General features: G+C 56.0%; 20 protein-coding genes. 8 read left to right on the forward strand and 12 right to left on the reverse strand.

All coding sequences use genetic code 11. The annotated features are described in order from the left end of the window. Positions 1–70 precede the first annotated feature (70 nt). From IP581_RS05425 to IP581_RS05450, 6 genes are all read left to right on the forward strand, one after another. A complete protein-coding gene (locus IP581_RS05425) occupies positions 71–400 on the forward strand; it encodes a YbaB/EbfC family nucleoid-associated protein (RefSeq protein ID WP_007373594.1) in 330 nt (109 codons plus the stop codon). After that, positions 400–1,005, forward strand: coding sequence for a recombination mediator RecR (gene recR / locus IP581_RS05430; protein ID WP_017460002.1), 606 nt, complete (start codon positions 400–402; stop codon positions 1,003–1,005). The genes IP581_RS05425 and recR overlap by 1 nt, the downstream gene beginning before the upstream one ends. Before the next feature lie 108 nt (positions 1,006–1,113). Beyond that, a complete protein-coding gene (htpG, locus tag IP581_RS05435) occupies positions 1,114–2,988 on the forward strand; it encodes a molecular chaperone HtpG (RefSeq protein ID WP_193821927.1) in 1,875 nt (624 codons plus the stop codon). A gap of 234 nt (positions 2,989–3,222) precedes the next feature. Next, the gene (adk, locus tag IP581_RS05440) at positions 3,223–3,867 is read left to right on the forward strand and encodes an adenylate kinase (protein WP_086871151.1); all 645 of its coding nucleotides are present in this window, start codon (positions 3,223–3,225) and stop codon (positions 3,865–3,867) included. A 124-nt stretch (positions 3,868–3,991) separates the two neighbouring features. Further along, positions 3,992–4,954 carry a ferrochelatase gene (gene hemH / locus IP581_RS05445; RefSeq protein WP_193821928.1) on the forward strand — a complete coding sequence of 321 codons (963 nt, stop codon included), beginning with the start codon at positions 3,992–3,994 and terminating at the stop codon, positions 4,952–4,954. Between the two features lie 63 nt (positions 4,955–5,017). Next, the gene (locus IP581_RS05450; RefSeq protein ID WP_193821929.1) at positions 5,018–6,322 is read left to right on the forward strand and encodes an inosine/guanosine kinase; all 1,305 of its coding nucleotides are present in this window, start codon (positions 5,018–5,020) and stop codon (positions 6,320–6,322) included. Between the two features lie 78 nt (positions 6,323–6,400). Here the strand turns inward: IP581_RS05450 and ybaL are convergent, their stop codons facing one another. Then, positions 6,401–8,077, reverse strand: a complete 1,677-nt coding sequence (gene ybaL / locus IP581_RS05455) for a YbaL family putative K(+) efflux transporter (protein WP_086871157.1) — start codon at positions 8,075–8,077, stop codon at positions 6,401–6,403. Between the two features lie 229 nt (positions 8,078–8,306). After that, on the reverse strand, positions 8,307–9,506 hold the full coding sequence (locus IP581_RS05460; RefSeq protein WP_193821930.1) for an MFS transporter: 1,200 nt from the start codon (positions 9,504–9,506) through the stop codon (positions 8,307–8,309). 170 nt (positions 9,507–9,676) lie between these two features. Here IP581_RS05460 and ushA point away from each other — a divergent pair, with 170 nt between their 5' ends. Beyond that, positions 9,677–11,329: a bifunctional UDP-sugar hydrolase/5'-nucleotidase UshA gene (gene ushA / locus IP581_RS05465; protein ID WP_193821931.1), complete on the forward strand. Its 1,653-nt coding sequence runs from the start codon at positions 9,677–9,679 to the stop codon at positions 11,327–11,329. A 15-nt stretch (positions 11,330–11,344) separates the two neighbouring features. On the opposite strand, the gene ybaK is transcribed toward ushA, so the two are convergent. The 4 genes from ybaK to IP581_RS05485 all read right to left on the reverse strand — a co-directional run bounded on the left by ybaK (position 11,345) and on the right by IP581_RS05485 (position 15,758). Further along, the gene (ybaK, locus tag IP581_RS05470) at positions 11,345–11,824 is read right to left on the reverse strand and encodes a Cys-tRNA(Pro)/Cys-tRNA(Cys) deacylase YbaK (RefSeq protein WP_045509145.1); all 480 of its coding nucleotides are present in this window, start codon (positions 11,822–11,824) and stop codon (positions 11,345–11,347) included. 79 nt (positions 11,825–11,903) lie between these two features. Next, on the reverse strand, positions 11,904–12,713 hold the full coding sequence (locus IP581_RS05475; RefSeq protein ID WP_086871163.1) for a TraB/GumN family protein: 810 nt from the start codon (positions 12,711–12,713) through the stop codon (positions 11,904–11,906). 86 nt (positions 12,714–12,799) lie between these two features. Beyond that, on the reverse strand, positions 12,800–15,298 hold the full coding sequence (gene copA / locus IP581_RS05480; RefSeq protein ID WP_193821932.1) for a copper-exporting P-type ATPase CopA: 2,499 nt from the start codon (positions 15,296–15,298) through the stop codon (positions 12,800–12,802). A 163-nt stretch (positions 15,299–15,461) separates the two neighbouring features. Then, positions 15,462–15,758, reverse strand: a complete 297-nt coding sequence (locus IP581_RS05485; protein WP_193821933.1) for a TM2 domain-containing protein — start codon at positions 15,756–15,758, stop codon at positions 15,462–15,464. Positions 15,759–15,931: 173 nt separating this feature from the next. Between IP581_RS05485 and cueR the strand changes: the two genes are divergently transcribed. Next, positions 15,932–16,345, forward strand: a complete 414-nt coding sequence (gene cueR / locus IP581_RS05490) for a Cu(I)-responsive transcriptional regulator (RefSeq protein WP_086872116.1) — start codon at positions 15,932–15,934, stop codon at positions 16,343–16,345. Here cueR and IP581_RS05495 read toward each other — a convergent pair. The 6 genes from IP581_RS05495 to IP581_RS05520 all read right to left on the reverse strand — a co-directional run bounded on the left by IP581_RS05495 (position 16,296) and on the right by IP581_RS05520 (position 22,361). After that, positions 16,296–17,033: a DUF3142 domain-containing protein gene (locus IP581_RS05495; protein WP_193821934.1), complete on the reverse strand. Its 738-nt coding sequence runs from the start codon at positions 17,031–17,033 to the stop codon at positions 16,296–16,298. The genes cueR and IP581_RS05495 overlap by 50 nt on opposite strands. Further along, positions 17,003–19,195 carry a hypothetical protein gene (locus IP581_RS05500; RefSeq protein WP_193821935.1) on the reverse strand — a complete coding sequence of 731 codons (2,193 nt, stop codon included), beginning with the start codon at positions 19,193–19,195 and terminating at the stop codon, positions 17,003–17,005. Before IP581_RS05500 ends, IP581_RS05495 begins: the two co-directional genes overlap by 31 nt. Before the next feature lie 22 nt (positions 19,196–19,217). Further along, a complete protein-coding gene (locus IP581_RS05505; RefSeq protein ID WP_065369131.1) occupies positions 19,218–19,679 on the reverse strand; it encodes an NfeD family protein in 462 nt (153 codons plus the stop codon). After that, a complete protein-coding gene (locus IP581_RS05510; RefSeq protein WP_017455696.1) occupies positions 19,676–20,590 on the reverse strand; it encodes an SPFH domain-containing protein in 915 nt (304 codons plus the stop codon). Before IP581_RS05510 ends, IP581_RS05505 begins: the two co-directional genes overlap by 4 nt. Positions 20,591–20,674: 84 nt before the next feature. Further along, entirely contained in the window at positions 20,675–21,529 is an 855-nt protein-coding gene (locus IP581_RS05515; RefSeq protein ID WP_193821936.1) for a co-chaperone YbbN, read from the reverse strand. A 61-nt stretch (positions 21,530–21,590) separates the two neighbouring features. Further along, the gene (locus IP581_RS05520) at positions 21,591–22,361 is read right to left on the reverse strand and encodes an SDR family oxidoreductase (protein WP_097400449.1); all 771 of its coding nucleotides are present in this window, start codon (positions 22,359–22,361) and stop codon (positions 21,591–21,593) included. Positions 22,362–22,363 lie beyond the last annotated feature (2 nt).

The raw sequence follows: 22,363 nt of genomic DNA on the forward strand, positions 1-22,363 counted from the left end.
GGCTACCCGTTTTCAACCCTGAATGTGACTTATCACTCTGGTCAGTCACCACAGCTAAAGAGAGAAGCCTATGTTTGGAAAAGGCGGTCTGGGTAACCTGATGAAGCAGGCCCAGCAGATGCAAGAAAAAATGCAGAAAATGCAGGAAGAGATCGCGCAGCTGGAAGTGACCGGCGAATCGGGCGCGGGTCTGGTAAAAGTGACCATCAACGGCGCGCACAACTGCCGTCGCGTGGAGATCGATCCGAGCCTGCTGGAAGATGACAAAGAGATGCTGGAAGATCTGGTTGCCGCTGCTTTTAACGATGCCGCTCGCCGCATTGACGAAACGCAGAAAGAGAAAATGGCCTCTGTCTCTTCCGGTATGTCTCTGCCGCCAGGCTTTAAGATGCCGTTCTGATGCAGACCAGCCCGCTGTTAACGCAGCTTATGGAAGCACTGCGCTGCTTGCCGGGCGTTGGCCCGAAATCGGCGCAGCGTATGGCGTTTACGCTGTTGCAGCGCGATCGCAGCGGCGGCATGCGGCTGGCACAGGCGCTCACTCGGGCGATGTCGGAAATCGGCCACTGCGCCGATTGCCGCACGTTCACCGAGCAGGAAGTCTGCAACATTTGCAGCAACCCGCGACGCCAGGAAAACGGTCAAATCTGTGTGGTGGAAAGCCCGGCAGATATCTACGCCATTGAGCAGACCGGGCAGTTTTCCGGTCGTTACTTTGTGCTGATGGGGCATCTGTCTCCGCTCGACGGTATCGGCCCGGACGACATTGGCCTTGACCGGCTGGAGCAGCGTCTGGCGTCCGAGAAAATCCAGGAACTGATCCTCGCCACCAACCCGACGGTGGAAGGCGAAGCGACCGCTAACTATATTGCTGAGCTTTGCGCGCAGTATGGTGTGGAAGCCAGCCGTATCGCCCACGGCGTGCCGGTGGGCGGCGAACTGGAAATGGTTGACGGGACGACGCTGTCGCACTCGCTGGCCGGCCGCCACAAGATTCGTTTTTAACCAAACGGAGGCAGAAATTTTTGCCTCCGCTTGAAATTTCCCGCCAATATCCCCACTTCTCCCTCAACGCATTTTTACCTTGTAAATGGCATTGTTGAGGTTTTCCCAATGAAAGGACAAGAAACTCGCGGTTTTCAGTCTGAAGTGAAACAGCTTCTGCACTTGATGATCCATTCTCTTTATTCGAACAAAGAAATCTTCCTGCGTGAGCTTATCTCCAACGCCTCGGATGCGGCGGATAAACTGCGTTTCCGCGCACTGTCCAAACCGGAACTGTACGAAGGCGATGGCGATCTGCATGTGCGCGTCTCCTTTGATAAAGAGAAGCGTACGCTGACCATCGCTGATAACGGCATTGGTATGACGCGCGATGAAGTGATCGACCACCTGGGGACGATTGCAAAATCGGGTACCAAGGCGTTTCTGGAATCAATGGGGTCCGATCAGGCGAAAGACAGCCAGCTGATTGGTCAGTTCGGCGTCGGTTTCTATTCGGCATTCATCGTTGCCGATAAAGTGACCGTGCGCACTCGCGCGGCGGGTGAAAGCGCTGAAAATGGCGTGTTCTGGGAATCCGAAGGCGCGGGTGAATACACCGTTGCCGATATCACCAAAGCCGATCGCGGTACTGAAATCACCCTGCACCTGCGTGAAGGGGAAGATGATTTCCTCAACGACTGGCGCGTACGCTCGATTATCAGCAAATATTCCGACCATATCGCCCTGCCGGTAGAGATCGAAAAACAGGAAGAGAAAGACGGCGAAACCGTGGTTTCCTGGGAAAAGATCAACAAAGCGCAGGCACTGTGGACGCGTAACAAAGCGGAAATCAAAGACGACGAATACAACGAGTTCTACAAACATATCTCCCACGACTTTACCGATCCGCTGATCTGGAGCCACAACCGCGTGGAAGGTAAACAGGAGTACACCAGCCTGCTTTACATTCCGTCGCAGGCGCCGTGGGATATGTGGAACCGCGATCATAAACATGGCCTGAAACTCTACGTTCAGCGCGTGTTTATCATGGACGAAGCCGAACAGTTCATGCCGAACTACCTGCGCTTTGTGCGCGGCCTGGTCGATTCTAACGACCTGCCGCTCAACGTTTCCCGTGAAATCCTGCAGGACAGCAGCGTCACGCGCAGCCTGCGCACCGCGCTGACCAAACGCGTGCTGCAAATGCTGGAAAAACTGGCGAAAGATGACGCGGAAAAATACCAGACCTTCTGGCAACAGTTTGGCCTGGTGCTGAAAGAGGGCGCGGGCGAAGACCACGCGAACCTGGAAACCATCGCCAAACTGCTGCGCTTTGCCTCCACGCACAACGACTCCTCCGCGCAAACTGTATCGCTGGAAGAGTATGTGTCGCGCATGAAAGAAGGGCAGGAAAAGATCTACTTCATCACCGCCGACAGCTACGCCGCGGCGAAGAGCAGCCCGCATCTGGAGTTGCTGCGTAAGAAAGGCATCGAAGTGCTGTTGCTTTCCGATCGCATTGACGAGTGGATGATGAGCTACCTGACCGAGTTCGACGGCAAGCCGTTCCAGTCTGTTGCCAAAGCTGACGCTTCGCTGGACAAACTGGCAGACGAAGTGGATGAAAGCGTAAAAGAAGCTGAAAAGGCGCTGGAACCGTTCGTTGAGCGCGTGAAATCCTTCCTCGGTGAGCGTGTGAAAGAGGTGCGTCTGACTCACCGTCTGACCGACACGCCAGCCGTGGTAGTGACTGATGCCGACGAGATGAGCACCCAGATGGCGAAACTGTTCGCTGCGGCGGGCCAGAATGCGCCGGAAGTGAAATACATTTTCGAGCTCAATCCGGATCACGCCCTGGTGAAACGCGCGGCTGACACGCAGGACGAAAATCAGTTTAACGAATGGGTCGAATTGTTGCTGGATCAGGCGTTGTTCGCCGAACGCGGTACGCTGGAAGATCCGAACCAGTTTATTCGCCGAATGAACCAGTTGCTGGTGTCATAAGCAGATATCATCGATCAATTAGGGAGGCCTCAGGCCTCCCTTTTTTATCTCTGTATCGCCGCATTTCCGGCTTGCCGATGTTACCGGGCACTTTCCTCTTTAACTCTCGCATCCCCTAAGAAAACGTATCATTAACCGTTTCAGCCGATCCCGCTTCCTTGAGCGCTGGTCGTTCTGGTGGTATCTTTTAGCGCTTTTTGAAAAATTGAACCAACATTTGAGGGGATTTTCGCAATGCGTATTATTCTGCTTGGCGCTCCGGGCGCGGGTAAAGGAACTCAGGCTCAGTTCATCATGGAGAAATACGGTATTCCGCAAATCTCTACCGGTGACATGCTGCGCGCCGCTGTTAAATCTGGCAGCGAACTGGGCAAACAGGCTAAAGACATCATGGACGCGGGCAAGCTGGTCACTGACGAGCTGGTTATCGCGCTGGTGAAAGAGCGTATTGCCCAGGAAGATTGCCGCAACGGTTTCCTGCTGGACGGTTTCCCGCGCACCATTCCGCAAGCAGACGCGATGAAAGAAGCCGGCATCACTGTTGATTTCGTGCTTGAGTTCGACGTGCCGGACGAGCTGATTGTCGATCGCATTATCGGCCGCCGCGTTCACGCTGCTTCCGGTCGCGTTTACCACGTCAAATTCAATCCGCCTAAAGTAGAAGGCAAAGACGACGTGACCGGCGAAGAGCTGACCACGCGTAAAGACGATCAGGAAGAGACCGTGCGTAAACGCCTGGTGGAATACCATCAGATGACCGCGCCGCTGATCGGCTACTACCAGAAAGAAGCGCAGGCGGGTAACACCCAATACGCTAAAGTCGACGGCACCAAAGCTGTTGCTGATGTACGCGCAGAGCTGGAAAAAATCCTCGGCTAATCGCGCCCGCTCACCCGGAATCTCCGGGTGAGAATTTTTCTCATCTTACCTATCACAGCAATGGGTTTCGTTTAACCGCTTTTACGCTACAATTACCAACCATTCAAAAGGTTAAGAGGCGTGAATGAGTCAGGCGAAAACCGGCATCCTGCTTGCCAATCTGGGCACTCCCGATGCTCCTACTCCCGGGGCAGTGAAACGCTATCTGCGGCAATTTTTAAGCGATAAACGCGTGGTCGATACGCCGCGTTTATTGTGGTGGCCGCTACTGCGCGGCGTGATCCTGCCCATTCGTTCTCCCCGCGTCGCCAAACTCTATCAATCTGTCTGGATGGACGAAGGCTCGCCGTTAATGGTTTACAGCCGCAGGCAGCAGCGAGCGCTGGCGGCGCGTTTGCCGGACGTGCCGGTGGTGCTTGGCATGAGTTACGGTTCGCCGTCGCTGGAAAGCGCGGTCGATGAACTGCTGGCGCATGAAGTCGAGCATATTGTGGTGCTGTCGCTCTACCCGCAATACTCCTGTTCCACCGTTGCCGCCGTGTGGGACGAGCTGGCGCGCATCCTGGCGGAAAAGCGCCATATTCCGGGCATCTCGTTTATTCGCGACTACGCCGACAACGCGGATTACATCACGGCGCTCGCCAACAGCGTGCGTGCCTCGTTTGCGCAGCATGGCGAGCCGGATTTACTGCTGCTCTCTTACCACGGTATTCCCCAGCGTTATGCGGCAGAAGGTGATGATTACCCGCAGCGCTGTCGCGATACGACGCGCGAACTGGTTTCCGCGCTCGATTTACCACCGGAAAAAGTGATGATGACGTTCCAGTCACGCTTTGGCCGCGAGCCGTGGTTAACGCCTTACACCGATGAAACGCTGAAGATGCTCGGTGAGAAAGGTGTGAAGCATATTCAAGTGATGTCGCCGGGTTTTGCCGCCGACTGCCTGGAAACGCTGGAAGAGATCGCCGTGCAAAACCGCGAATTCTTTCTTGAGGCTGGTGGCGAAAAATATGAGTACATTCCGGCGCTTAATGATTCTCCTGAACATATCGAGATGATGGTCAATCTGACTGCCAAATATCGCTGATCGCGGCGCGGGCTGAGAGTGTGTTAACATTCTCAGCCCGAATGTATAGCGCTTATTACAATCATGAAATTTCCCGGTAAACGTAAATCCAAACACTATTTCCCCGTTAATGCCCGCGACCCGCTATTACAGCAAATTCAGCCCGAGAGCGAATCCGGTACGTGTTGGGTTGTCGGTATCGATCAGACGCTGGTGGATATCGAGGCGAAAGTGGATGATGCGTTTATTACCCGTTACGGTCTCAGTGCCGGTCATTCGCTGGTGATCGCCGACGATGTCGCCGAAGCGCTCTATCAGGAACTGGTCAGTAACGATTTGATCACCCACCAGTTCGCGGGTGGCACTATTGGCAACACCATGCACAACTACTCGGTGCTGGCGGATGACCGCTCGGTGCTGCTTGGCGTGATGTGCGACAACGTGAAAATCGGCAGTTATGCCTATCGCTACCTGTGTAACACCTCCAGCCGTACCGATCTCAACTACCTGCAAGGCGTGGATGGCGCGATTGGTCGCTGTTTCACGCTGATTAGCGACAGCGGTGAGCGTACCTTCGCCATCAGCCCTGGCCATATGAACCAGTTGCGCCCGGAGAACATCCCGGAAGCGGTGATCGCCGGGGCGTCCGCGCTGGTGCTTTCCTCTTACCTGGTGCGCTGCAATCCCGGCGAGCCGATGCCGGAAGCGACCATGCAGGCGGTAGCGTACGCCAAAAAACACAACGTGCCGGTGGTGCTGACGCTCGGTACCAAATATGTGATTGCCGATAACCCGCAGTGGTGGCGCGATTTCCTCAAAGAGAATGTTTCGATTCTGGCAATGAATGAAGAGGAAGGCCACGCGCTGACCGGCGAAAGCGATCCGCTGCTGGCGGCCGATAAAGCGCTGGATTGGGTGGATCTCGTCCTGTGCACCGCAGGCCCAATTGGTCTCTATATGGCCGGTTTCACCGAAGAGGAAGCGAAGCGTAAAACGCAGCATCCGCTGCTGCCGGGTGCGATTGCCGAATTCAACCAGTACGAGTTCAGCCGTGCGCTGCGCCACAAAGATTGTGAACATCCGCTGCGCATTTACTCGCACATTGCGCCATACATGGGCGGGCCAGAAAAAATCATGAATACCAACGGCGCGGGCGATGGTGCGCTGGCAGCATTGCTGCATGACATCACCGCCAACAACTATCACCGCACCAACGTGCCGAACTCCAGCAAGCACAAATTCAACTGGCTGACGTACTCTTCGCTGGCGCAGGTGTGCAAATATGCTAACCGCGTCAGTTACCAGGTGCTGAACCAGCACTCGCCGCGTTTAACGCGTGGTCTGCCAGAGCGTGAAGACAGCCTTGAAGAGGCGTACTGGGAACGGTGAGGTGAGTACCCGACGAAGCCGGGCAGACAAGCCGATGAGACAAGGCCGGGGCAGCGTAAGCACTCCGGCCTTTTTTGATTAGCCCGTTACCGCTTCTTCAACCTGCGGTTTTCCCAGCAGTGTCAGCATGGTATTGGCGATTTCCCGCTCGCCCATAACCACCTGATTCGCGCCACGTTCGGTGATGTAATCCACTTCATCGTCGTAGTGCGCGCGGGCGATAATTTCAATATTCGGGCACTTCTCACGCGCGGTGGCGACAATTTCCCCGGCTTCGTAACCGTTCGGAATAGTGAGTAACAACCAGCGGGCGCAATCGAGATGCGCCAGATTCATGATCTCTTCGTTCGCCGCATTGCCCAGCACCGCCCGTATACCGCGCTCACGCAGTTCATCCACGCGAGTACGTGAAGTTTCAATCACCACCAGTGGGATGCCCTGCGCCATCAGTTTTTCACCCAGCAGGCTGCCGACGCGGCCAAAGCCCACCAGCAGCGCGTGGTTGCAGATATCCACCGGGATCTGTTTCTCCTCTTCGATGGCCTCTTCCAGCGTTTGCTCTTCCAGCGTCTCGGTTTTGTCGAGGTATTTTTCCAGCAGGGTAAACAGCACCGGGTTGAGCATAATCGACAGGATAGCGCCCGCCAGTACCAGATTTTGTCCGGCCTGCGGCAGCAGGTTCAGCGACATGCCGAGGCCCGCCAGAATAAAGGCGAACTCACCGATCTGCGCAAGGCTTGCGGCGATGGTCAGCGCGGTGCGCGGTGAGTGACCAAACATGCGCACCAGCAGGAACGCGGCGACAGATTTACCAAAGATGATGATCGCCAGCGTAGCAAGTACCGCCAGCGGTTGCTCAATGAGTACCAGCGGATCAAACAGCATACCGACGGAGACAAAGAACAGTACTGCAAACGCGTCACGCAGCGGCAGCGTATCGTGCGCCGCACGGTGGCTCAGCTCGGATTCGTTCAGCACCATCCCGGCGAAGAACGCACCCAGCGCAAACGAAACATCAAACAGCTCCACCGCGCCAAAAGCGATACCGAGCGCCAGTGCCAGTACGGAGAGCGTAAACAGCTCGCGTGAACCGGTCGCCGCGCTGCGCGCCATGATCCACGGTACCAGACGGCGACCAACCAGCATCATGATGGCGATAAAGGCCACCACTTTACCGATGGTGATGCCCATATCCACCGCCAGCGACGCCAGACCGACATCGCCTTTTTCCACCATTCCGGCGACGGCGGGCAGCAACACCAGCGTTAGCACCATCACCAGATCTTCCACAATCAGCCAGCCGATGGCGATTTGCCCGCGCTGGCTGTCGATAAGCTGCCGCTCCTCAAGCGCGCGCAGCAGCACCACGGTACTGGCGGTGGAGAGACAAAGCCCAAAGACGATGCCGGTCATCAGGGACCAATCCAGCATTGCGGAAAGCGCCATACCCAGTAGCGTCGCAACAGCAATCTGCGCGATCGCACCGGGAATGGCGATGGACTTTACCGCCATCAGATCCTTCAAAGAGAAATGCAGCCCAACACCGAACATCAGCAAAATCACGCCCAGCTCCGCAAGCTCAGGCGCGAGTTGGGTATCGGCGACAAAACCCGGCGTAAACGGCCCGGACAATACACCCGCTAACAGGTAGCCCACCAGTGGCGAAATACGCAGTTTATTGGCAAGCATGCCGAGGATAAAAGCGAGCACAAGGCCGCCGACAATGGTGGTGATAAGCGGTGTGGCGTGATGCATTCCGTCTCCTTTCGTTGATGCGTGGATCCCGCGGTTAAAAACCGACAACTGCGTTACAGTTTATGACAATTTTCGCTACTATGTTTATGAATAATTGTTGAATTATGAAGAAAACAGCAATTTAGCTGAAAAAAGATAGCCAGCGGGGTATCCGTAACAGAAATCATACGCCAGGCGCAGGCAGGCAAGAGAAAGCAGCGGCCAAAGTATGACTTTGGCCGTGAGGAAATCAGTGTTGCGGGCGGTTATCGGGCAGGAATATGGTCAGGATCCCGAGTAATGGCAGGAAAGCACATATTTTATAGACCAATTCGATACTGGTATGATCGGCAACCAGCCCTAATACTGCTGCACCAAGGCCACCCATCCCGAAAGCAAAACCAAAAAACAGCCCGGAAACCATGCCGATACGACCGGGTAATAGCTCCTGCGCATAGACCAGAATGGCTGAAAAGGCGGAGGCGAGCACAAAACCAATAATCACCGTTAAAATCCCGGTCCAGAAGAGCGTGGCGTAGGGTAAAAGTAGGGTAAACGGCGCGACACCGAGGATAGAGCCCCAAATCACATATTTTCTCCCTATCTTATCGCCCAGTGGCCCGCCAATGACCGTACCTGCCGCGACCGCGAACAGGAAGATAAACAGATGCATCTGAGCGTTTTGCACCGGCAAATCAAACTTTTGCATTAAATAAAAGGTGAAATAGCTACTAATGCTCGCCATATAGAAGTATTTCGAGAAAATCAGGATCAGCAGCACGCAAACCGCCAGCACCACTTTGTTGCGCGGCAGCGGATTGATCACGACAACGGGTTTTTTACCTTTATTCCCCCGGTGCTGAGCGGCGTACCAGCGGCTTACCTGCATCAGCACAATAATCGCCAGCAGGGCAGCCAGCACAAACCAGGCAACATTGCCTTTGCCGTAAGGCGCGATGATCACCGCCGCCAGCAATGGCCCAAGCGAGGCACCAAAGTTGCCGCCGACCTGAAAGATGGATTGCGCCAGCCCGTGACGTCCGCCAGACGCCATACGCGCCACGCGGGACGATTCCGGGTGGAAAACCGATGACCCCGTTCCCACCAGCGCGGCAGCAATCAGCACGGTGGTAAAATTCCCCGCCATTGCCAGCAGTACCAGCCCGCTTAAGGTGAAACACATGCCAACAGGCAGCGACCACGGCATTGGGTGTTTATCGGTTAAATAACCAACCACCGGCTGGAGCAGCGAGGAGGCGACCTGGAAGGTCAGCGTGATAAAGCCAATCTGCACAAACGACAGGGAAAAATCGGCCTGCAGTAGCGGATAAATCGCCAGCAACAGAGACTGAATCATATCGTTAAGCAGATGCGAGAGGCTGATAGCGCCAAGAATACCGAACGAGGTGCGCGCAGCAGGCGATGTCTGCGACGTTTCACTGATTGCCATAAATACCACGTATGTTGTCAGAAGAGGTTAAGGATACAGCACGGTAATGATTCTCTGATTACCATACCTTTGCCGAAAGTTTGAAGGAAGTTGCGATTCTGAATAGATATTTGTCTATTATTTGCAGGCGCTGTAATTTCTCAGTTTATCAATGGGTCAGGGAGGGAAGCATGAGATTGTTAAAGAAGAGCATTACGCTGGGGCTGCTGGCGGCGATGGGGTTAGCAAGCTGGCAGGTACAGGCTTACGAGCAGGATAAAACCTATAACATCACCATTCTGCATACCAACGATCATCACGGTCATTTCTGGCGTAGCGATTACGGCGAATATGGTTTGTCTGCACAGAAAACGCTGGTTGATGGCATTCGCAAAGAGGTGGCGGCCGAAGGCGGTAGCGTGTTGCTGCTTTCCGGCGGTGATATCAACACCGGGGTGCCGGAATCGGATTTACAGGATGCCGAACCCGATTTTCGCGGCATGAACCTGATTGGCTATGATGCGATGGCCGTGGGCAACCATGAGTTCGACAACCCGCTCAGCGTGCTGCGCCAGCAGGAAAAATGGGCTAAGTTCCCGTTCCTTTCCGCCAACATTTACCAGAAAAGCACCGGCGAGCGCCTCTTTAAGCCGTGGATGATTTTTAACCGTCAGGGGCTGAAAATTGCCGTTATCGGATTAACCACCGACGACACGGCAAAAATCGGCAACCCGGAGTTTTTCACCGATATCGAATTCCGTAAACCGGCCGATGAAGCGAAGCTGGTGATTTCTGAGCTGAACCAGAACGAAAAACCGGATGTGATTCTGGCGACAACGCACATGGGTCATTACGACAACGGTGAGCACGGCTCGAATGCGCCAGGCGATGTTGAGATGGCGCGCAGCCTGCCAAAAGGTGCGCTGGCAATGATTGTGGGTGGTCACTCACAAGATCCGGTCTGCATGGCGTCTGAAAATAAAAAACAGGTCGATTATGTACCAGGCACGCCGTGCGCGCCGGATCAGCAAAACGGCATCTGGATTGTGCAGGCGCATGAGTGGGGCAAATATATCGGACGCGCGGATTTCCAGTTCCGTAACGGCGAGATGAAACTAGTGCGTTACCAGTTGATTCCGGTCAACCTGAAGAAGAAAGTCACCTATGACAACGGCAAAAGTGAGCGCGTACTCTACACCCCGGAAATTGCCGAAAACCCGCAGATGCTCTCCCTGTTAACGCCGTTCCAGAACAAAGGCAAAGCGCAGTTAGAGGTGAAAATCGGTAACGCGAATGGTCACCTGGAGGGCGATCGCAGCAAAGTGCGTTTCGTGCAAACCAACCTCGCGCATGTCATCCTCGCCGCGCAAATGGCGCGTACCAGCGCGGATCTGGCGGTGATGAGCGGCGGGGGCGTGCGTGACTCTATCGAGGCGGGTGACATCACCTACAAAGATGTGCTGAAAGTGCAACCGTTCGGCAATACGGTGGTGTATGTGAATCTGACCGGTAAAGAGCTGACGGATTACCTCACCGCGGTGGCGCAGATGAAGCCGGATTCCGGCGCGTATCCGCAGTTTGCCAACGTCAGTTTTGTGGCGAAAGGCGGCAAGCTAAATGATCTGAAAATCAAAGGGGAACCGGTCGATCCGGCGAAAAGCTACCGTCTGGCGACGCTCAGTTTTAACGCCACCGGCGGGGATGGCTATCCGCGTCTGGATAATAAAGCAGGCTACGTGAATACCGGCTTTATTGACGCTGAAGTGCTGAAAGAGTACATCCAGAAAAACTCACCGCTGGATGTGAATGCTTACGAACCCAAAGGGGAGGTGAGCTGGCAGTAGCCAGCTCCTCATCCGTCAATCGCGGCGGGCGATATCGGCAAACTTCGCATCCAGCATTTTTGCCAGATCGCTCGCCGCCAGTTCAATATCCAGCCCGCGTTTACCGCCGGAAACATAAATGGAAGCGAAATCTTGCGCGGGAGCATCAATCAGCGTCGGCAGACGTTTTTTCTGCCCCAGCGGGCTGATGCCACCCACCAGATAACCGGTGGTGCGCTGGGCGACCAGCGGATCGGCCATATCGACTTTTTTCGCACCAAGCGCTTTGGCAACTTTCTTCAGATCCAGTTGCCCGGCAACCGGCGTGACCGCAACGGCAAGATGTTTCATATCGCCATTGATCGCCACCAGCAGCGTTTTATAGACCTGGTCGGCGTTCAGCCCCAGCTTACGCACCACTTCATCACCAAAGTTGGTTTCATTGGGATCGTGATCGTAAGTGTGAACCTGAAAGGGAACCTTGTTTTTTTCGAGTAACTTCACGGCGGGTGTCATAATAATCCTTCTTACCACGGTCATCTCATGGCGCTTAGCATACGCCTGCTCGCGTGCGCGAAAATAGTACCATCTTGCGCTATTGCGCCGCTCTTTCGCGCAGCAACGCCGGTAAATTCCCCTCGCCATACAGATGCAAAGCACCTGCTGCCACCACATAGCGCCCTGGCGGCAGCGCAAATAAACGCTCGCACCACGCCTGGTTGCGCTGGTGCATCAAAACATCATGCAGCGGCTGGCTGAAGGTGGACGGCAGCATCAGTTCATCTTCCGTAGGCGGGTTTTCCAGCCACCAGCTCATCATCACCTGTAATAAACGCGCATTTTCGTGCCAGTGAGTCAGGGTATCCTGCAGCAGTTCATTTCCTTCGTCCGGCAATCTGCGCAGGATATCGAGCTGACTGCTGGTACCTTCCAGTTCCATCACTTTCACCTGATATTGCTGTGCTGCCTGTAACAACTGATAGTCGATGCCGTACTCCGGGCGCAGCCCCAGCCGCTGTGCCTGCGTGGCTTGTAGCACCAGCGCGATATGCCAGGCGGGTCGCTGGTCGAATTCATCTCTGTGAAGCGACAGGGTTTGCAGCGTGCTGTCGAGCTGGGCAAGAAGTTCCGGGGGAAGGCGCTGTTCAAGCGGTTCGGCCGGCGGCAGGTTGTCGAACGGTGAGTCCGAACCGGCGATATCCGCTTCCACAATGAGCGCGTCAGCATCGCGCAGTTTTTGCAGTAGCTGCGCCGGGAGCGGCGACATGCCGTAGGTGCCCATATGAATACTGCCCACCAGGTGCAGATGTTGGCCGCCGGGCAAATCCACATCCAGTGCTGGCCAGCGGTAATGCGGCACACGAAGCGCAAGAAAAAAGGTTTTCAATCGTTGAAACAGGCTCATACGCGCTTCCTGAGTGAAAAATCTCATGCTAGCGCGCACGGCCAGAAGGTGCAAACCCCGCCGGATAAACGGCGGGGGTGTGGCATTTACTGATGGGGTTTAAAGCGCAATAACCGGTTGGCGTTGCTGACCACGGTAATGGACGAGAGCGCCATTGCCGCGCCTGCGACCACCGGGTTGAGCAATGTACCGGTCAGCGGCCAGAGAATGCCTGCGGCAATCGGGATACCCAGCGAGTTGTAGACAAACGCGCCGAGCAGGTTCTGTTTCATGTTGCGCAGCGTCGCTTTCGAAATCGCCAGTGCATCGGCCACACCCAGCAGGCTGTGGCGCATCAGCGTGATAGCCGCGGTTTCAATTGCCACATCGCTGCCTCCGCCCATCGCGATACCCACATCCGCCTGCGCCAGCGCGGGCGCGTCGTTAATCCCGTCACCGACCATCGCCACCTGGCGACCCTGCTGTTGCAGGTTTTTGATCGCCTCGGCTTTGCCATCTGGCAGCACGCCGGCGATCACCTCATCGATACCCGCCTCTTTGGCGATGGCGTTGGCGGTGGTGGGGTTGTCACCGGTCAACATCACCAGGCGGTAGCCTTCACGATGCAGGCGTTGTAGCGCATCGATACTCTCTTCGCGTAGCGGATCGCGGATTGCCAACAGCGCCACAGCTTGCCCGTCGACCGCCAGCAGTACCGGCGTGGCGCCCAGGCTTGCCTGCGCATTAAGCTCATCGTCAAGCGCGCGGGTATCCACATTTTGTTCAGCCAGCAGCGCCTGGTTACCAAGCAGCACACTGTGCCCGTCAATCTCACCGCTCACGCCCAGCCCGCGCAGTGTGCGGAACTGATTAACCACCGGCAGCGTATCCGCGCCTGCTTTTTCGATAATCGCCCGCGCCAGAGGATGGCTGGAACCTTGCTCCAGTGCCGCCGCCAGGCGCAGTGCCGTCGCGTCGTCGATATCCTGTGTTTTCACGCTCACCACTTCGGGTTTGCCGCGCGTCAGGGTGCCGGTTTTATCAAACACAATAGTGTCGAGCGTGCTGGCGCGTTGCAGCGCATCAGCATCGCGAACCAGCACGCCAAACTCCGCCGCGCGACCAACACCGGAGATAATCGACATCGGCGTTGCCAGCCCCAGTGCGCAAGGGCAGGCGATAATCAGCACCGTGGTAGCGATAACCAGCGTATAGACAATTTGCGGCGCAGGGCCGAAGAAATACCAGATAGCGCCGCTGAACAGGGCGATAGCGACCACCACGGGCACAAATACGGCGGAAATGCGATCGGCAAGCTGGCCGATCTCCGGCTTACTGCTTTGCGCCTGGCGCACCATGCGAATAATGCGCGACAGCGTCGTGTGGCTGCCGACGGCGCTGGCGGTAAACAGCACGCTGCCGTCCTGCACTACCGTCCCGGCATGAATGCTCTCGCCGGTGCTTTTCTCCTGCGGCACCGGTTCGCCGGTAAGCATGGCTTCATCAAACCAGGCTTCGCCCTGGCTGATTTCACCGTCCACCGGCACACGATCGCCCGTTGTCAGGCGCAGCGTCATGCCAGGTTGCACGTCCGCCAGCGGTACGTTTTTCTCGCCGTCGGCGGTCACCACGCGTGCGGTGGGTGGGGTTAAATCTAATAACCGCTCAAGCGCTTTAGACGAACGCTGGCGCGCGCGGGCTTCCAGCATGTGACCGAGGTTAATCAAACCGATGATCATCGCGCTGGCTTCGTAATAAAGGTGTCGCGCCTCCATCGGGAACCACTGCGGCCAGATATTGACGCTCATGGAGTAGAGCCAGGCCGCGCCCGTACCCAGCGCGACCAGCGTGTCCATGGTCGCCGTGCCGTTACGCAGGCTTTTCCATGCGCTGGTGTAAAAATGGCCGCCCGCTACGATCATGACCGCTAACGTGACAACACCGAGCGCGAGCCACAGCGTGCGGTTGGTGTCGGTGACCATCATGTTATCGCCGAGCATGCCCCACACCATGATTGGTACGCCAACCAGCAGCGCGACAATCGCCTGCCAGCGAAAGCGTTTCATGGTGGCGAGCGCGGTTTCCTGCTGGCGTTCGCGGCGCTTGATGTCATCTTCAATGGCTTCAGCGCCGTAGCCTGCGTTCTCTACGGCGCTGACTAATTCAGCGGCGGGGGCACTGCCCATCACCAGCGCGGTGCGCTCCGCCAGGTTGACCCGTGCCTGCGTAACGCCCGGTACGGCCTGTAAGGCTTTTTGCACCCGGGAGACACAACTGGCGCAGCTCATGCCGTTGATCAACAGTTGTTGGCTGTCATCAAGCTCGCTGGCTGCCGGAAGCTCAGGTGTGGCCGCTGTCAGTGCTTCCGACGGGAGTGATGACTCTGCCAGCGGTTTAGCCTTTGGGTGGCTTAAGCTCGCACCGTATCCGGCTTCTTTGATGGTTTCGATCAACGCGTCAGCGCTGGCGCTGCCGGTAACTTCCGCACGTTCAATGGTGACATCTGCCTGTTCAACATCCGGGCGTTTTTCCAGGCTCTCTTTGACGCGTTTTACGCAATGGCCGCAGGAAAGGCCATCCAGGTCTAGCGCTATGGTATGAGACATATTCAATCTCCTTGGTTGGGGGCTTCAATAGTGACTGTGTAGAAGCTTAAACCTTCCATCAAGGGGAAGGTCAAGGTTTTATCATCACAAAGAAACGGCAGGTGTTTCATAAACAACAAACCCCGCACGAGGCGGGGTTTGTTTATTACCGGCGGGGTAAAACTCAACCGTATTTACGGGCAAATTCCTGATCGGAGTTGCACAGATAAATAATAAATTCGATGAAAGAGACGATCGCCGGAATAAAGGTCCAGCAAAACAGAAGATAAAGGATCCCCTGCCATGGTTTCCCTAAATAAAATTTATGCGCGCCAAATCCGCCTAAAAAGAAGGCGAACAGCGCAGCAGAAATTCGGCTTTTCTTCCCGGCGGTGTTTTGAGGCGCGCCGCACTGCGGGCAAGCCACCGCTTCTTTATGTATTTGCTTTCCGCAACCACGGCAAAACGCCATATCACTCATAAACACTCCTGTGTGTAAATCATTTATCATTATTAGAAACATCCGGCCACATGTTATAGCGAAGCGGCAAGGTGGGTAAATAAAAAACCATTAACAATATGGATATATTTGTTTTATTACATGGCGGCCATTTATAGTGATTATCTCAGCTTCTGGCAGCAAGGGGGGGAAACGTGAATATCAGCGACGTGGCAAAAAGAACCGGTTTAACCAGCAAAGCGATTCGCTTCTATGAAGAGAAAGGGCTGGTGACACCGCCGCTGCGCAGCGAAAATGGCTACCGCAGCTACAACCAACAACACCTGAATGAGTTGACGCTGCTGCGCCAGGCACGGCAGGTAGGGTTTAATCTCGAAGAGTGCGGCGAGCTGGTGAATCTGTTTAATAACCCGGCCCGCCACAGCGCAGATGTCAAAGCGCGCACGTTACAGAAAGTGGCCGAGATCGAGCGGCATATTGGCGAACTGCAACAGATGCGTGTGCAACTGCTGGCACTGGCGGATTCCTGCCCCGGCGACGATAGCGCCGATTGCCCGATTATTGATAACCTTTCGGGCTGCTGCCACCACGCGAAGGGTTCAGCATAAATGTCACCGTGCCGCGATACCACGGGGACGCGGCGAGTTGCTGCTCTTCGCTTATGTCACGCGCGCCGTTCTGCACCAGCCCCAGTTTAAACGGGATGCGTAACGCTAGCAGTGCGGGAAGATAGGCGGTGTAATTCGCCACGGTACTGCGCCCCTGATAGCTCTGCACGACCAGTTCATCCACCGGCAGCGCGTTAAGGGTTTGCACACTGCCGGTTTTCGCCCAGTCCAGTAACCCGGTAACGCCCAGCGCGTAGTCTGCTGGTAGCGTCTGGCGTAGACGATGCAAAAACCGCGCGTAATCGCCAAGGCGGTGGGTGGCAGCATCGAAATCCACCTGCAGCCCGACGACATGATTGCCCGCTGCTTTCCAGCGAGCTAACAGCCGGGTAAGACGTAACAACAACGCATCCGGCACGTCCAGCGTGGTAAAACGCACCGTGAGCCAGATGCGTGGAAAGGTCAGTTGGTTGACCGGCAGCCCTTTACGCTCAAACACCGTTTGCCCGGCAGCAGTGACGACATCGCCCTGATGCAGATAGACAATATCGGCGTTACGCAGCGTTTGCGTGGGCCGCACGCCAGACCACAACCAGTACGCCTGCTCCCACTGAGTTGCTAACGCAACAGGCGACAGCAGCGCGCCTGCCAGCGCCATTACCAGTAGTATTTGAGCGCTTTGGCCCATACGCTTCCCGGATAACGGCTTTTCAGTTGCTGGAACCACGCTTTACGCACCGATTTATCCACGTCTTCGCCGCCGCAATCGTTATAACCGGAGGGGGCATAACACATCACGGCGCGATACAGCGCGTAACTCTTATCTTCCGGCTCGGCTTTCGCGTCGTTAATAACCTGCTGATACCAGGCCAGACGGTGCGCGACGCCGGGCGCAGATTCCAGTTTTGTTGCGTCGTCCAGCGCGTCATTACCCCACAGGTCGGTCTCCCGGTTAACGCGGGTTTGCGTGATGCGGAAAAACTCGCCCAGGCAGTTCAGCGCATGGCCATCCTGCGCTTTCTGGCTCAGGGTAGTGACCGTTTTTTCCAGCGCAGCGCAGAAGTAAACGCTCTCTTTGTCGGTGCCTTTCCAGCCAAATGCGCTCAGGTTGACGTCATCAAACGCTTCGCCCGTGACCGGCGGTGCGATCGCGGCGATCTGTTTTTTGTCTTGTAACCAGTCGGCGTAATGCCCTTCGGTTAAATCGCGCGTCAGCAGCGTGTGCAGCGCAATGGTGCGCTCTTCGTTATTCGGGCCACTGCTGGCCTGCTGGCGCAGCAACTCGCGTGGCGCTTTAGTTTTCAGCACCAGGGAGCGATAACGCAGATTCGTGACCTTGCTGTCTGGGGCAAAAATCTGCGCCAGCGCGTCGCTTTCCACCAGCGTTGCCGCCAGTTTGGCCTGCAGCAACTGCTGCTGTTCGACATCTTTACTCAGATCCAAAAGATGTAACCAGTGCGCTTTGGCGTCCGGCCACTGCTTTTGCGCCATCAGCGCTTCGCCGTACAGCACTTGCTCGCTAAAGGCGAGGATATTGCGCGGCGGCAGGGTTTGCGCCGGGGTGATAGCGCTGCGCACGGTGGCGTAATCCTGCTTGCTGAAAGCCAGCTTCAGACGCAGGTAATTCCACAGGTCACTGCGTTTATTTTTGTCGAAATCGGCTTTGATACTGTCGAGCCAGGCTTGATCGATACAGGGATGCTTTTCATCGCATTGGTTATCGCGCAGACGGCGCAGCGTCAGGATAAATGTCATCAGCGAGGCATCCGGTGTGCTGATAAAGTTGTCACCACCCCATTCGAGAAGTTTGTTGTCGCTTTCATTCACCAGCGCGATTAACGCATCACCGCTGGCCGTCTGTGACAGCGCCTGTTCATAGAGCGCCGCCAGCGCGTTCCAGTCCTGCAAATACCAGTTGATGCGGCGCAACATCCCCTGCGCCGATTCTGCGTAGCGGCCCTGCGGCCAGCTTTTCAGGTAATGAAGCGCCGCATCCCGCGCGTTCTGCGCCTGGGCTTTATCCACTTTTGTAACGTCGAAATCGCCATATTCACCGTTAGCATTGGCGCTACTGGCGTTGAGCCCGGTGCGCATCAACATATAGCTGGCCGTTTCGGCAAGCCACGGCTGCGGGCTGCTGGCGAGCGAAGTAAAAGCCTGCGCAGTGGCCGCATAATCACCGGCATAGAACGCATTAGCGCCCTGTAAATAGGTACGGAAACCGAGAGCAACTGAACCTTGCGGGAAACTCAGCGAATTGATGATCACTTCACCGCTACCATTTGCCGCCATCCGCGCTTTCGCCAGCGCCAGGCGCTGTTCCGGCGTCAACGCCGTTTCGTCCAGCAGGGCGGCGAAAAAGCCTGAAAGTGTCTCGTTATTGCGCGACACAAAACGGTTTTCCAGCTCATCGGACGCAAAATCTTCGCCAGTTGCTGTTTGCGCCGTGTCACCTTCGGCAATCAGGCGCAACAGCGCCGGAGGAATTTGATCATCAGGTTTGATGCCCAGCGCTTTCATTTGCTGGCGCAGGGTGTCGTCACTGGAAATCGGTTCCGCCGTCGCCGTCGGGGCGGTAGTGTCATCGTGATGAACACCGAAATAGAAGCTTCGGCTGCGCGTGAAATCTTGCGGTACGGGCTGGCGCAGCGGCAACAATCCTTTTTGCTCATCCACCAGACGCAGCAGGTTATCGCGAGTGTCTGTATCAACGCCCAGCACCGGCGGGCTGGTGATGAAACATCCTGAGCTCCCCCATGTGCAGCTATCGATATCAGACGACGCCAGCGCGGGGACGCTGGCGGTAAAAGAGAGGCACAAGCCCAGCGCGAGGCGGCTGCGTTTTATCATTCCCTGAATCCTTGCGTTAGGGTTATTCGTTTACGGCTTTGATGCGCAAGGTGATGCCTTCAACGGCTGTCACCTCTACGCGCGTTCCGGCAGCGAGATCGTCGTCGGCACTGACCGGCCACGAACTGTCGCCCACGCGCATATGGCCCCGACCATTCACCAGCGCGTTATCAAGCTGGAAGCGGCGGCCGATGAGTTGTTGTCCACGCAGGTTCAGCGACGCATCGGCGGGTTTTTGCTGTTTTACCCGCCGCGAAAGCCATTGCCACCACAGCCAGGCGGCCAGCATGGTCAGCACGGCGAACAGTACACCTTGCCACTCCCAGCCGAAGGGAATAACCCACGCCAGCAACCCGGTGACTACCGCCGCAACGCCGCTCCACAATAGATAGCCGTTACCGCCCAGCATTTCCGCAGCCAGCAACAGGCCGCCGAGCACCAGCCAGGCAAGGTGTGTATGTTCGAGCAGCAGGGCGGCAATCATTTTTTACGCTCGCCGGCGCTGTCTTTCACCAGTTCGGCGATGCCGGCGATCGAACCCATCAGGCTGCTGGCATCCAGCGGCATCATCACCACTTTGCTGTTGTTCGCCGAGCCGATTTGTTGCAGCGCGTCGGTGTATTTCTGCGCCACGAAGTAATTCACCGCCTGAATATCCCCGGCGGCGATCGCTTCAGATACCATCTGCGTGGCGCGAGCTTCTGCTTCTGCCGAGCGTTCACGCGCTTCCGCCTGCAGGAACGCTGACTGGCGATCGCCTTCCGCTTTGAGGATCTGCGACTGTTTTTCCCCTTCGGCTTTCAGGATCTCCGCCTGGCGGATCCCTTCGGCTTCAAGAATATAAGCACGCTTGGTCCGTTCCGCTTTCATCTGCGCGTTCATCGAGGCAATCAATTCCGCTGGTGGGCGCACGTCGCGAATTTCAATACGGGTAACTTTCACGCCCCACGGATTGGTGGCTTCATCGACAATATGCAGCAGGCGGGTGTTGATGCTGTCGCGCTGCGAGAGCATTTCGTCCAGCTCCATCGAGCCGAGCACGGTACGGATGTTGGTCATGGTCAGGTTGATGATCGCCAGCTCCAGGTTGCTCACCTCATAGGCGGCACGTGGCGCGTCGATGACCTGAATAAAGCACACGGCGTCAATGGTGACATTGGCGTTGTCTTTGGAAATAACTTCCTGCGAGGGGATATCGAGAACCTGTTCCATCATATTGATCTTACGACCAATACGGTCCATAAACGGCACCACCAGGCTTAAACCTGGCTGCAGCGTGCGGGTGAAACGGCCAAAGCGTTCCACCGTCCACTGGAAGCCTTGCGGTACGATTTTCACGCCAGAAATAACCACCACCAGCGCGACGAAGATAAGAACCAGAATGACGATTGGCATCAAAAAAACCTCCTGTTTAATTTGATGCCATCTTAGCCCGAATTAGCGATGAAAACAGCGCGATCGACAAATTTAGCAGGGAAATTAGTAGAGCAGGGAGTAAAGCTGGCGGCGGTATTTCGATGCCAGCGCGTCGCCGGTGCCGAGCGCGGCGAGGATCTCTTGCAGCATTTTGCGCGCTTCGCCGTTGGCAGCGCTCAGATCTTTACGCAGGTGGCTAAACAGCAGTTCCAGCGCTTCTTCGTTGCGGCCCACCTGGTGCAGCTGCAATGCCAGTTGGGTTGCCAGCAGCGCGTCCTGCGGGTTGTCTGCAACCTGTTGTTGTAGTTGCTGAATTTCCGGCGTATCGGCGGCTTTTTTCAGCAGTTCGATCTGCGCGATAAGCCCCTGGTAACGGGTATCTTGATCCTGTAACGGAACCGTTTTCAGCGCCGCTTCGGCTTCATCCGCACGGTTTAAGACAATCAGCGTTTCCGCCAGCAGCAGAGTGATTTCGCTGTTTTGCGGCGCCAGTTGGCTGGCCTCTTTCAGCAGCGGCAGCGCGTCGATGTGCTTGCCTTCCTGCATCAGTTGCATGGCTTGTTGCGCTTTCAGCTCCTCTTCGCGCGGCAGCACTTTATCCAGCAGCGCGCGAATCGCGTCTTCCGGTTGCGGCCCCTGGAAACCGTCAACCGGCTGACCATTCTGGAACAGATAAACAGTTGGAATGGCGCGTAAGCCAAACTGCGATGCCACCATCTGCTCTGCGTCGCAATCGACTTTCGCCAGGATAAATTGCCCGTTGTACTGGGTGGCGAGGTTCTCCAGCACCGGCGTCAGCTGCTGACAGTGCTGGCTGCGTTCGGACCAAAAATAGAACAGCACCGGCGTGGCAACGGATTGCTCAAGCACCTGTTGCAGGTTCATTTCGGTAATATTGACAATATTCTGTGCAGACATACTAAGTTCTCTTTATTTCACTGTTTCGTCATACATGGGGGAGAGGCTTCGCGCCTTCAACTCACCCGTGCAAAATTTTATCCATCATGCGCGTCGGCAGCAGGCGTTTTAAAAAGGTAACCGCCCATGTCACCAGCGTTACCGGGTAGCGCAATTTCGGGTTGTTGCTCTCAAAAGCATGGCGCACTTTGGCGACGACTGCTTCCGGCCCCAGCGTAAAACGTGCGGCGATACCAGGGTTTTCCACCGGTTTATCGCTTTGTGTCTGGTTGACGTTGTCGGTAAAGCGCGTGCGAATCGGGCCGGGTTCAATCAGGCTCACTTTGATCCCCGTATGGCGTAGCTCCATTCGCAAAGCATCGGACCAGGCTTCCAGCGCATACTTGCTGGCGGCATAAGCACCGCGCCCTGGCGTTGAGATCAGCCCCATCACCGAGGAGGTCATGACAATGCGCCCCTCGTCGTGCGGCAACATCGCAGGCAGCAGCAGCATAGTGAGCTGGTGGGTGCCAAAAAAGTTACTGGAAAACTGCTGTTCCAGCTGTTCGCGGCTGATGGTATCAAGCGGGCCATAAACACCGTATCCGGCGTTATTGAAGATCCCGTACAGACGATTGTCGGTCAGCGCTATCACTTCGGCGGCGGCGCGTATGACGCTTTGCGCGTCGTCAAGATCGAGCAAAATGCCGGTAAAGCCTTCACTTGTCATCCGGGCGACATCGTCCGGTTTACGGCAGGCCGCCAGCACGCGAAAACCCTGACGCTTCAGTTCGCGTGCGCTTTCCAGCCCGATACCGCTGGAACATCCTGTTATTAAGACTGCTTTTTGCATAA

The organism is Kosakonia pseudosacchari, from assembly GCF_015167415.1.
Lineage (GTDB): Bacteria > Pseudomonadota > Gammaproteobacteria > Enterobacterales > Enterobacteriaceae > Kosakonia > Kosakonia pseudosacchari.

Excerpts from the sequence above, each read along its gene's own strand:
- IP581_RS05425 (WP_007373594.1), top strand. The coding sequence starts at position 71 with ATGTTTGGAAAAGGCGGTCTGGGTAACCTGATGAAGCAGGCCCAGCAG.
- recR (WP_017460002.1), top strand. The coding sequence starts at position 400 with ATGCAGACCAGCCCGCTGTTAACGCAGCTTATGGAAGCACTGCGCTGC.
- htpG (WP_193821927.1), top strand. The coding sequence starts at position 1,114 with ATGAAAGGACAAGAAACTCGCGGTTTTCAGTCTGAAGTGAAACAGCTT.
- adk (WP_086871151.1), top strand. The coding sequence starts at position 3,223 with ATGCGTATTATTCTGCTTGGCGCTCCGGGCGCGGGTAAAGGAACTCAG.
- hemH (WP_193821928.1), top strand. The coding sequence starts at position 3,992 with ATGAGTCAGGCGAAAACCGGCATCCTGCTTGCCAATCTGGGCACTCCC.
- IP581_RS05450 (WP_193821929.1), top strand. The coding sequence starts at position 5,018 with ATGAAATTTCCCGGTAAACGTAAATCCAAACACTATTTCCCCGTTAAT.
- ybaL (WP_086871157.1), bottom strand. The coding sequence starts at position 8,077 with ATGCATCACGCCACACCGCTTATCACCACCATTGTCGGCGGCCTTGTG.
- IP581_RS05460 (WP_193821930.1), bottom strand. The coding sequence starts at position 9,506 with ATGGCAATCAGTGAAACGTCGCAGACATCGCCTGCTGCGCGCACCTCG.
- ushA (WP_193821931.1), top strand. The coding sequence starts at position 9,677 with ATGAGATTGTTAAAGAAGAGCATTACGCTGGGGCTGCTGGCGGCGATG.
- ybaK (WP_045509145.1), bottom strand. The coding sequence starts at position 11,824 with ATGACACCCGCCGTGAAGTTACTCGAAAAAAACAAGGTTCCCTTTCAG.
- IP581_RS05475 (WP_086871163.1), bottom strand. The coding sequence starts at position 12,713 with ATGAGCCTGTTTCAACGATTGAAAACCTTTTTTCTTGCGCTTCGTGTG.
- copA (WP_193821932.1), bottom strand. The coding sequence starts at position 15,298 with ATGTCTCATACCATAGCGCTAGACCTGGATGGCCTTTCCTGCGGCCAT.
- IP581_RS05485 (WP_193821933.1), bottom strand. The coding sequence starts at position 15,758 with ATGAGTGATATGGCGTTTTGCCGTGGTTGCGGAAAGCAAATACATAAA.
- IP581_RS05495 (WP_193821934.1), bottom strand. The coding sequence starts at position 17,033 with ATGGGCCAAAGCGCTCAAATACTACTGGTAATGGCGCTGGCAGGCGCG.
- IP581_RS05500 (WP_193821935.1), bottom strand. The coding sequence starts at position 19,195 with ATGATAAAACGCAGCCGCCTCGCGCTGGGCTTGTGCCTCTCTTTTACC.
- IP581_RS05505 (WP_065369131.1), bottom strand. The coding sequence starts at position 19,679 with ATGATTGCCGCCCTGCTGCTCGAACATACACACCTTGCCTGGCTGGTG.
- IP581_RS05510 (WP_017455696.1), bottom strand. The coding sequence starts at position 20,590 with ATGCCAATCGTCATTCTGGTTCTTATCTTCGTCGCGCTGGTGGTGGTT.
- IP581_RS05515 (WP_193821936.1), bottom strand. The coding sequence starts at position 21,529 with ATGTCTGCACAGAATATTGTCAATATTACCGAAATGAACCTGCAACAG.
- IP581_RS05520 (WP_097400449.1), bottom strand. The coding sequence starts at position 22,361 with ATGCAAAAAGCAGTCTTAATAACAGGATGTTCCAGCGGTATCGGGCTG.